This is a genomic window from Streptomyces sp. NPDC048392, assembly GCF_043200575.1.
Lineage (GTDB): Bacteria > Actinomycetota > Actinomycetes > Streptomycetales > Streptomycetaceae > Streptomyces.
Window position 1 is genome coordinate 299,259 of the sequence record NZ_JBICYB010000005.1, and the last position, 9,225, is coordinate 308,483.

Genomic DNA, 9,225 nt, shown 5'->3' on the forward strand with positions numbered 1-9,225 from the left:
CGACACGCGTCCGTTCCTCACCTCCACCCCACCCGCCCGTCGTGCCAACCTGGCTGAGGTCGCGTCACCCTGATGTCGAGTCATAACACCGCGCCCGAGCGGGAACCAGCACGGCTACCGTCGTACGTACACGGCCGACCCGACGTCGAGGGGGCGTACGCGGCATGAGTCTCGGAGACGACCACCAGTCCTCCGGCGGTTACGGCGGCGCCGGCCAGACCCGGACCCGGCTGCCCGACGGGGACGGCGACGGCCACGGCACGTCCCGGCGCGGCGGCCGCTCGTCCTCCCGGAGCCTGGTCACCATGGTGGGCGTCGTCGTCCTGCTCGTCGCCGCGATCGCCTTCGCGAACCGTGGAGGAGACGATTCCGCAGGCTCGGACGACGCGGCGGCGGACACCCCGAAGACCTCGGCGACGGCGCCCTCGGGCACCCGCCCGGTCCAGGCGGGCTTCGCCCACGACGCACAGGGCGCGCAGAGCGCGGCGGCGAACTACGCGGTGGCCCTGGGGTCTGACGGCATGTTCGACAAGGCGAAGCGTGACGCGATCCTGCAGGCCATCATCGTTCCCGGCAGAGTGGCGGACTTCGAGACCACCCTGGACAAGGCGTACAGCCCGTCGTTCAACAAGAACGTCGGCCTGAACGAGAACGGCTCGGCGCCGAAGGGCTACACCTTCGTGTCCCGCACGAGCCCGATCGGCACCAAGGTCACCGAGAGGTCGGCCGACAGCGCAACCGTCGAGGTCTGGTGCAGTGGTCTCCTCGGGCTCGCAGGTCAGAACTCGACATCTCCGGTCACGAACAGCTGGTTCACCATCACCATGAAGCTTGAGTGGGTGAATGGTGACTGGAAGATCGTGACGCACTCGCAGAAGGACGGCCCAGCGCCGATTCCCGGCGATGACAGGGCGTCCAGCGCGGACGAGATGGCGAAGGCCGTCCAGGAGTACGGAGGGTTCACGTATGCTCGCTAACCGCCGCGTACTCGAACTGACCGGCGCAGTCGTGGCCGTGCAGACGGCAGCGGTCCTGTTCGCCACCCGTGCTTTCGCCGATCCGTCTCCGTCACCCACGCCGAGCAATGACCCCTGCGACCTGATCCACGGCCCCGCCAAGGACTACTGCGAACGAGGCGAAGGCGGCGCGGCGCGACGCGGTACGACCCCCGACACCCTCACCGCCACCCTCGATCCCCTCTCCTCCCTCGCCAAGGGCTGTGCCGACGCCGCCGCCTGGACCGTCGACACGCTCAGCGACGCCGTGAAGAACACCGCCGAGGTCGACTTCACGAACGGCACGTTCCTCAAGCAGTACGCCGTCGTCTTCGCGGCGTCCGCGTTCCTGACACTGGTCCTCTGGCTGCTGGCGGTCGCCAAACGTGCCGTGCGCGGCGTCCCCCTCACCACCGCGCTCACCGAGGCCGTCGGGTTCCTCTGGCTGACGGTCCTGGCCTCGGCCTTCACGCCGTTGATCCTGTACACGGTCGTGTCCGCGACCGACGCCGTGACCGATGTCCTGGCCAAGGGCACCGGAGACCAGACGGACACCTTCTTCGGCACGTTCTCCAAGGCGCTGGAGCAGGGGGACGACATCGGCGGCGGCCCGATCATGCTGATCCTGGTGTCGTTCGTGTCCATCATCGCCGCCGGTGTCCTCTACCTGGAGCTGTATCTGCGGGCCGTCCTGCTCTACGTCGGCGCCCTGCTCGGGGTCGTCGTCTACGCCGGCCTGGTGGACAAGAACCTGTGGGGCCACGTCCGCCGTTGGGCGGGCATCATGATCGCCGTGATCATGGTCAAGCCAGTGATCGTCATCGTGCTGGGCCTCGCGGGCGCGCTGACCACGGCGGAGGGGCCCGACTCCGTCGCCGCCATCGTGTCCGGCCTCGCCATCATCCTGCTCGCGATCTTCGCCTCCGCGATGATCTACCGCTTCGTCCCCGGTTTCGGCGACGAGATCGCGAACGGCCGCAACAACCGCATCATGCAGGGCGCCGAGGGCAAGGCCGCCGCCGTGATCAGCTCCCCGGCGAACCTCGTCGCCCAGGGCATCAGAACCCACAGCTCCCGCAACAACGGCGACGGCGGCGGACAGTCCTCGTCCTCCGCCGCGGCCCGCCCCTCGAACCCCGCATCCGGCGGTGTCGCCGCGCACAGCTCGCGCCCCTCGAACGGCGGCGGCGGAAGTGTCCCCTCCGCCGCACCCGCACCGCGCTCCGGCAGCCCGGTGAACACGCCCCACGCAAGCAACACCCGCAACACTGGTAACAGCCAGAGCACAGGAGGTGACGGGCGTTGACGACCGAGTCCCACGTGTCCCACACGGTCACGCCCCGCCGTACGTATCTGATCGGCCGCGCCCGGCCGAACGCGATCGTCGGCCGCAACCGCGAGACCGGTGAGATCGCGCTGATCGTCGCGGGCGCGTTCCTCGGCATGATGTGCGGGCTCCTCGTCCCCGTCCTGAGCCTGCGCATCGTTCTGCTCTGCGGCTTCCCGATGCTCGCGCTGGCGGCGGTCTACGTGCCGTACAACCACCGGACCTTCTACCGGTGGTACGAGATCAACCGCAGCTACAAGCGGACCCTCCGCAAGGGCACCACCTACCGTTCCGGCGTCATCGAGGCCGGTACCCGGATCGACGGCCGGGAGATCGAGGTCGGCCCGCCGCCCGGCATCGGCCGCATCTCCTGGCTGGCGGCCCCCTTCGGGCCCGACGAGATCGCCGTACTGCTGCACGCCGACCGCAAGACCGTGACGGCCGCGATCGAGATCGAGGGGCCCGGTGTCGGCCTGCGCGACTCCGAGGACCAGGAAGCCCTCGTCGACCGCTTCGGCACCCTGCTCAAACACGTGGCCAACGGCGACGGTTTCGTCACCCGCATCCAGATGCTCGCCCGCACCCTCCCGGCCGACCCCGACGCGCACGCCAAGGACGTCGCCCAGCGCGGCGACGACCGGGCGCGGCCGTGGCTGCAGCAGTCGTACGACCAGCTCCAGTCGATGGTGTCCACCAGCAGCGAGCAGCACCGCGCCTACCTCATCGCGTGCATGCACTACAACCGCGAGCTGGCGGCCGAGGCACACGCCATGGCCCGCGCCGCCCGGCCGCACAACGGACGCAAGCTGGACCGGGACGCGGGTCTCGCGGTCGTGATGGCGCGCGAGCTGACCGACATCTGCTCCCGTCTGCAGGAAGCCGACATCCGCGTACGCCAGCCGCTGGGCCAGGGACGGCTCGCCTCCCTCATCCACGCCATGTACGACCCGGACCACCCGATCGACCACATCCAGGCGATGACCAAGCGCAACGCCTGGCCGGCCGAGCTGGACGCCATGGAGCCCACCTATCTCCAGGCCAAGACCCGCGAGTCCGCCACCCGCGCCCCCTGGTGCCACGCCACCGCCTGGATCAAGGAATGGCCGATGACCCCGGTCGGCGTGAACTTCCTCGCGCCGCTCCTCGTCCACACCCCCGACGTCATCCGCACCGTCGCCGTCACCATGGACCTCGAACCCACCGAGGTCGCCATCGAGCGCATGCTGACCGAGAAGACGAACGACGACGCCGAGGCCTCCCGCGCCGCGAAGATGAACCGGACCGTGGACCCACGCGACATCGCCGCCCACGGCCGGCTCGACCAGCGTGGCGAGGACCTCGCCAGCGGCGCGGCCGGCGTCAACCTGGTCGGCTACATCACCGTCTCCTCCCGCAACCCCGAGGCGCTGGCCCGCGACAAGCGGACGATCAGGGCCTCGGCCGGAAAGTCGTACCTGAAACTGGAGTGGTGCGACCGTGAGCACCATCGCGCCTTCGTGAACACTCTTCCGTTCGCCACCGGCATCCGAAGGTAGGGGCTGAGCCTGATGCGGGACCCGCTGTCCGTCCTCACCGACGCCTTCACGTCCTTCCTCTTCGGGAAGGTGGAGACGACCCGCCTCCCCGTCCGCACGTCCACCGGTCAGGCCCAGGCCGTCTACCTGCCGACGGCCGCGCCCGGCCTCGGCGACTCCGGCGTGATCATCGGCCGCGAGGTCTACTCCGGCAAGGGCTACATCTACGACCCCTTCCAGCTGTACGGCCAGCAGCTCCCCGCCCCGCACTGGCTGGTGCTCGGCGAGTCCGGCAACGGCAAGTCGGCCCTGGAGAAGACGTACGTCCTGCGCCAGCTCCGCTTCCGCGACCGCCAGGTCGTCGTCCTCGACGCCCAGGGCGAGGACGGTGTCGGCGAGTGGAACCTCATCGCCGAGGAACTGGGTATAACCCCCATCCGGCTGGACCCGATGGCCGCCCTGAACCACGGCATCCGGCTCAACCCCCTGGACCCGGCGATCACCACGACGGGGCAGCTGGCGCTGCTCCGCACGATCATCGAGGTCGCGATGGGGCACGGCCTGGACGAGCGCTCCGGCTTCGCCCTCAAGGTCGCGCACGCCTACGTCAACGAGACGATCGTCGAGCGCCAGCCCGTCCTCACCGACATCGTCGAACGGCTCCGCCACCCCGAGCCGGAGTCGGCCGAGGCGATGAACGTCGCCATAGACGACGTACGGGCCTGGGGCCTGGACGTCGCCCTGGTCCTCGACCGGCTCGTCGACGGTGACCTGCGCGGCATGTTCGACGGCCCGACGACCGTCGGCATCGACCTCGACGCCCCCCTCATCGTCTTCGACCTGTCCCACATCGACCGCAACTCCATCGCCATGCCGATCCTCATGGCCATCGTGGGTGTCTGGCTGGAGCACACCTGGATCCGCCCCGACCGGAAGAAGCGCATCTTCCTGGTCGAGGAGGCCTGGCACATCATCAACAGCCCGTTCGTGGCGCAGCTGTTCCAGCGGCTGCTGAAGTTCGGACGCCGACTGGGTCTGTCGTTCGTGGCGGTGGTGCACCACCTGTCGGACGTCGTCGACGGGGCGGCGGCCAGAGAGGCCGCGGCCATTCTGAAGATGGCCTCCACCCGCACCATCTACGCCCAGAAGGCCGACGAGGCGCGGGCCACCGGACGCGTACTGGGCCTGCCACGCTGGGCGGTGGAGATCATCCCCTCCCTGACCCCGGGCATCGCGGTCTGGGACGTCAACGGCAACGTGCAGGTGGTCAAGCACCTGATCACCGAGACCGAACGCCCCCTGGTCTTCACCGACCGCGCGATGACCGAGTCCTCCGCCGACTTCAACGACGACGCCCTGCGCGCCGCCGAACTGGAGGCGGAGGAGCGGGCGGCGGCCTTCATGGAACAGCACATCGGCGACGCGTCCGAGTCGACGGTGGCGTAGGACGACGGTGGATGACGGCGGACGACGCAGAGGGACCGGACGCATGAGAGACGGAAAGGCACCGGAGGCATGAGACCGGACGACCGCCGCGATCAACGGCCGGCCCAGGGCGGCATCCCCGACGGCCTGCTGATCGGCCTACTGGCCTTCCTCCTCGGGATGACGCTGCTGGTGTGGACGGCGACGGGCCTGTCCGCCGTGTTCGCCCACGGCTCCTGGCCCGCCGGCGTCGGCTTCACCGGCACCCCGCGGGCCATGCGCCACCTGATCGCCGCGCCCCACGACATCCCGGGCGCCTGGCCCGGCACCCCGGAGGGAGCACTCTCCGGGTACGGGCTGTTCTGGGGACTCTTCATCGGCCAGCTGATGGTGCTGGTGGTGCTGACGGTGTTCGTGATGGGCACGGTGGCACGCTGGCGTGCGCTACGCCGGCGGCGGCGCACCGAACCGGCACCGGCACCGGCACCACGGCCGGCGCCGATCCAGGAGCCGCTGGTCCGGGAGACCCCGCCGCACGAGACCCCGCCGCACGAGGCAACGCCGCACGAGGCACCGTTGCACGAGGTCCCCACCCCGAGGGCACCCCGACAGGTGCAGCCAACTGCGACCCAGGAGACCGGCCCCTTCCCCGTTGTGCCCGCCGGCGCCCGGATGGGCGGGTGGGAGACGAACCGCACCGAGGGCACGGTGCACTACGGACTCAGGGACAGCCGCCACGCGACAGCCGTCCAGACCCTGCAGGACGCGGAAGGCGCCGCCCTCGTCATCACGTCCAACCCGGCCCTCTGGTCGGACACCAAGGACGCCCGCACGAAGCTCGGCCCCACCCAGCTCTACGACCCGCACCACCTCTGCGACACCCCGGCCCGCCTCCACTGGTCCCCCACCGCGGGCTGCGAGGACAGACAGACGGCCACGGCCAGAGCCGCCGCCCTCCTCACGCCGGTGCGCCCCACCGCCCGCCTCGACCAGGCGGTCGGCGACACGGCCGAACTGCTGCTGCGCAGCTACCTCCACGCCGCCGCCATCGACGGCCGCACCGTCCGCCACGTCCACCGCTGGTCCCAGGGCCTCCAGGTCCAGGACGCCGTCCGGATCCTGCGGACCCACCCCAAGGCGGCCCCAGGTTCCGCGGGCGAACTCGAAGGATCCCTCACCGCCCACCCGGAGCGCCGGGACATGGCCCAGCAGTTGACCGCCCGGGCGCTCGCCGCGCTGTCCACGGTCAACATCCGCGAGGCATGCACTCCCAACCGAAATGATGCCCTCGCCCTGGATTCCTTCGTCCACGAACAGGGCACCCTTTACGTGGTGGGCGAATCCATCGAGGACCCCCGCACGAGCCCGGGCGCGATGCCGCTGCTGACGGCGCTCGTCTCCAGCGTGGTCGAGCGCGGCCGGCGCATGGCCGAACGGTCATCCTCCGGTCGCCTCGACCCACCAATGACGCTCGTCCTGGACGACGTCGCGGCCGTGGCCCCGCTGCCCCAGCTCCCGGAGCTGCTGACCGCCGGCACAGACGTGGGCATGCCGACCCTGGCCCTGCTCCGCTCCCGCGAACAGGGCCGCGTCCGCTGGCCACACGACGAACTGCCGGTCTAGAGCGGACAGGGGATCGGGGCCCCGGGGGATCGGGGCCCCGGGGGATCGGGGCCCCGGGGGACGGAGGCCGCCGCTACCGCTCCAGGACGTACTCCAGCTCGTAGTCACCGGGCCCACCCACGAGCGGCACCGTCCGCCCGCTCGGCACGAACCCGGCCTTGCGGTACGCCCCCTGCGCCCGCGAGTTGTCCGGATGCACGATGAGCCGCATCCGCTCCACGCCGTTCGCCCACGCCCACTCGAGACCGGCGTCGAACAGCGCCTTGGTCAGCCCGCTGCCCCGCCACTCGGACCGTACGAACACCCCGACGACGTGCCCCTGCCGCCGCTCCACCGGGAAACCGGCCCAGTCCGTCGTGCCGGCCTCCTCCACCAGCACGGTCAAGGTACCGAGCCACAGCCCGCCGGGACCCTCGGCGACGAGCTGCTGCGCCCCGGAAGCACCCTGCGCGCCACCGGCCGCCCGCTCCTGCCAGAAGGAGTCAGGGCGCGCGGCGGCGTCGTCGTACGTCTCCAGATACGCGAGATCCGCGACCGGGTCACGCAGCGCACGCAGCCGCAGCTCCTTCACCGCGGACCACTCGTCGGCGCGTATGGAGCGGATCACGTAGTCACCAGGGACCGAGGCACTCATGCCGGCCACCGTAATACCCGGGTACTACGCCCCTCACCTCATATACGGCCCCCGGGCGGACGCCCGTCGCGCCCCGCCCCCCGATCATGGGCGGATGGACCCCGTGAAGCCCGTGCCGGAGAGCCGTGCGGCCGACCCCCTCACCGAGTACGTGCAACGCGTCAACCGCCGGGTCCGCGCCTTCGACCGCCGCCGCCCCCTCGTCTGGGACCTGCACCTCACCGGCTTCTGGGTACTGGCCGCCCTGATCGACGCCTCCGGCGGCTGGCGCAACGTCGCCCACGACCCCGACGTGCCGGTCGGCCTCGTCGTGGCCCTCAGCCTCGCCCTCTCCGTCCCGCTGCTCCGGCGCCGCAGCCACCCCCGGACCGCCCTCCTCGTCACGCTGCCCGCTGCCCTGGTGAACGCCTGGACGGGCGCCGCCCTCCAAGCCGCCCTGCTCCAGCTCCTCCTCGTCCACCACATCGCCCTGCGCCTGCCGCTGCGCGACCTCTCATGGGCGGTGGTCCTGGTGACCGCCCCGACCTGTCTCACCGTCGCCCGCTACGGGGACGGCGCGGGCTCCTGGAGCCAGCAGCTCGGCTCGCAGCTCCTCTCGATCGGCGTGGCCGCCCTCATCGGCATCACCGTCCGCGCCCGCCGCGGCCACACCGAAGCCCTGGAGGACCGCGCCCGCCGCCTGGAGAGGGAACGCGACCAACAGGTCCGGCTCGCCGCGGCCACCGAACGCGCGCGCATAGCCCGGGAGATGCACGACATCATCGGCCACAACCTCTCCGTCATCACCGGCCTCGCCGACGGTGGCCGGTACGCCGCCGCCAAGTCCCCCGACCGCGCCACCCAGGCCCTGGACGCCATCGGCACCACCAGTCGTCAGGCCCTCGGCGAACTCCGCCGCCTCCTTGACGTCCTGCGCGACGACGACCAGGACGGCACCCGCACCGCCGAACTGACCCCGCAGCCCGCCCTCACCGACCTCGCCCACCTCCTCGACGGCGTCCGCCGGGCCGGCCTCCCCGTGCGCACGACCGTCCGGGGCGAGGCCGCCCTCCCCGAGGGCCGCCAGCTCACGCTCTACCGCGTCATCCAGGAAGCCCTCACCAACACCCTCAAGCACGCCGGCCCCGACGCCACCGCCCACATCGAGCTCTCCTACGAGGCGGGCGGCGCCGTCACCCTCACCGTCACCGACACCGGACGAGCGAGCCCCCTCCCCTCCCCCGCGCCATCCGACGGCCGCGGCCTGCCCGGGATGCGCGAGCGAACGTCCCTGTACGGGGGCACACTTGAGGCCGGCCCACGCCCGGCCCCCGAGCGGGGCTGGCGCGTCCGTCTGCACCTACCGGAGGAATCCCCGCAGTGACCACCGTCCTCATAGCCGACGACCAGCCCGTCCAGCGCTTCGGCTTCCGGATGCTCCTGGAGAGCCAGGAGCCTCCACCTCGCCGAGTCGACGGTGAAGACCCATGTGGGCCGCATCCTGGCCAAGACGGGCTCGAGGGACCGCGTCCAGGCCGTCATCCTGGCCTACGACACGAGACTGGTGGGCTAGAAACTGCGCGATGAACGCAGAAAACCCCGCACCGTTCCCGGTGCGGGGTTTCCTCGCAATGATTGTTCGGCGGCGTCCTACTCTCCCACAGGGTCCCCCCTGCAGTACCATCGGCGCTGTAAGGCTTAGCTTCCGGGTTCGAAATGTAACCGGGC

7 protein-coding genes, 1 rRNA gene and 1 pseudogene are annotated in these 9,225 nt (G+C 71.0%); 7 read left to right on the top strand and 2 right to left on the bottom strand.

Features of this window, described 5'->3' with window-relative positions; translation table 11 throughout:
• The first annotated feature begins 164 nt into the window (after positions 1-164).
• The 5 genes from ACGFYH_RS11220 (at position 165) to ACGFYH_RS11240 (ending at position 6,884) form a co-directional block, all read left to right on the top strand.
• Positions 165-977, top strand: a complete 813-nt coding sequence (locus ACGFYH_RS11220) for a hypothetical protein (protein WP_393802856.1) — start codon at positions 165-167, stop codon at positions 975-977.
• A complete protein-coding gene (locus ACGFYH_RS11225) occupies positions 967-2,301 on the top strand; it encodes a hypothetical protein (RefSeq protein ID WP_393802857.1) in 1,335 nt (444 codons plus the stop codon). Before ACGFYH_RS11220 ends, ACGFYH_RS11225 begins: the two co-directional genes overlap by 11 nt.
• Positions 2,298-3,857, top strand: coding sequence for an SCO6880 family protein (locus tag ACGFYH_RS11230; RefSeq protein ID WP_393802858.1), 1,560 nt, complete (start codon positions 2,298-2,300; stop codon positions 3,855-3,857). Before ACGFYH_RS11225 ends, ACGFYH_RS11230 begins: the two co-directional genes overlap by 4 nt.
• Before the next feature lie 12 nt (positions 3,858-3,869).
• Complete coding sequence (locus tag ACGFYH_RS11235) at positions 3,870-5,282, top strand: ATP-binding protein (RefSeq protein ID WP_393802859.1); 1,413 nt, start codon at positions 3,870-3,872, stop codon at positions 5,280-5,282.
• Between the two features lie 69 nt (positions 5,283-5,351).
• A complete protein-coding gene (locus ACGFYH_RS11240) occupies positions 5,352-6,884 on the top strand; it encodes a type VI secretion protein (protein ID WP_393802860.1) in 1,533 nt (510 codons plus the stop codon).
• A gap of 73 nt (positions 6,885-6,957) precedes the next feature.
• On the opposite strand, the gene ACGFYH_RS11245 is transcribed toward ACGFYH_RS11240, so the two are convergent.
• Complete coding sequence (locus tag ACGFYH_RS11245) at positions 6,958-7,518, bottom strand: GNAT family N-acetyltransferase (RefSeq protein WP_393802861.1); 561 nt, start codon at positions 7,516-7,518, stop codon at positions 6,958-6,960.
• A 94-nt stretch (positions 7,519-7,612) separates the two neighbouring features.
• Between ACGFYH_RS11245 and ACGFYH_RS11250 the strand changes: the two genes are divergently transcribed.
• Positions 7,613-8,881, top strand: a complete 1,269-nt coding sequence (locus ACGFYH_RS11250; RefSeq protein ID WP_393802862.1) for a sensor histidine kinase — start codon at positions 7,613-7,615, stop codon at positions 8,879-8,881.
• Between the two features lie 63 nt (positions 8,882-8,944).
• Positions 8,945-9,070 (top strand): annotated as a pseudogene (locus ACGFYH_RS11255) (LuxR C-terminal-related transcriptional regulator); the annotation flags it as partial.
• A 64-nt stretch (positions 9,071-9,134) separates the two neighbouring features.
• Here the strand turns inward: ACGFYH_RS11255 and rrf are convergent.
• Positions 9,135-9,225: ribosomal RNA gene (gene rrf / locus ACGFYH_RS11260) — 5S ribosomal RNA — on the bottom strand; the annotation flags it as partial.

Bases quoted from the DNA above. Each gene is read 5' to 3' on its own strand.
- ACGFYH_RS11220 (WP_393802856.1), top strand. From the start codon at position 165: ATGAGTCTCGGAGACGACCACCAGTCCTCCGGCGGTTACGGCGGCGCC.
- ACGFYH_RS11225 (WP_393802857.1), top strand. From the start codon at position 967: ATGCTCGCTAACCGCCGCGTACTCGAACTGACCGGCGCAGTCGTGGCC.
- ACGFYH_RS11235 (WP_393802859.1), top strand. From the start codon at position 3,870: ATGCGGGACCCGCTGTCCGTCCTCACCGACGCCTTCACGTCCTTCCTC.
- ACGFYH_RS11240 (WP_393802860.1), top strand. From the start codon at position 5,352: ATGAGACCGGACGACCGCCGCGATCAACGGCCGGCCCAGGGCGGCATC.
- ACGFYH_RS11245 (WP_393802861.1), bottom strand. From the start codon at position 7,518: ATGAGTGCCTCGGTCCCTGGTGACTACGTGATCCGCTCCATACGCGCC.
- ACGFYH_RS11250 (WP_393802862.1), top strand. From the start codon at position 7,613: ATGGACCCCGTGAAGCCCGTGCCGGAGAGCCGTGCGGCCGACCCCCTC.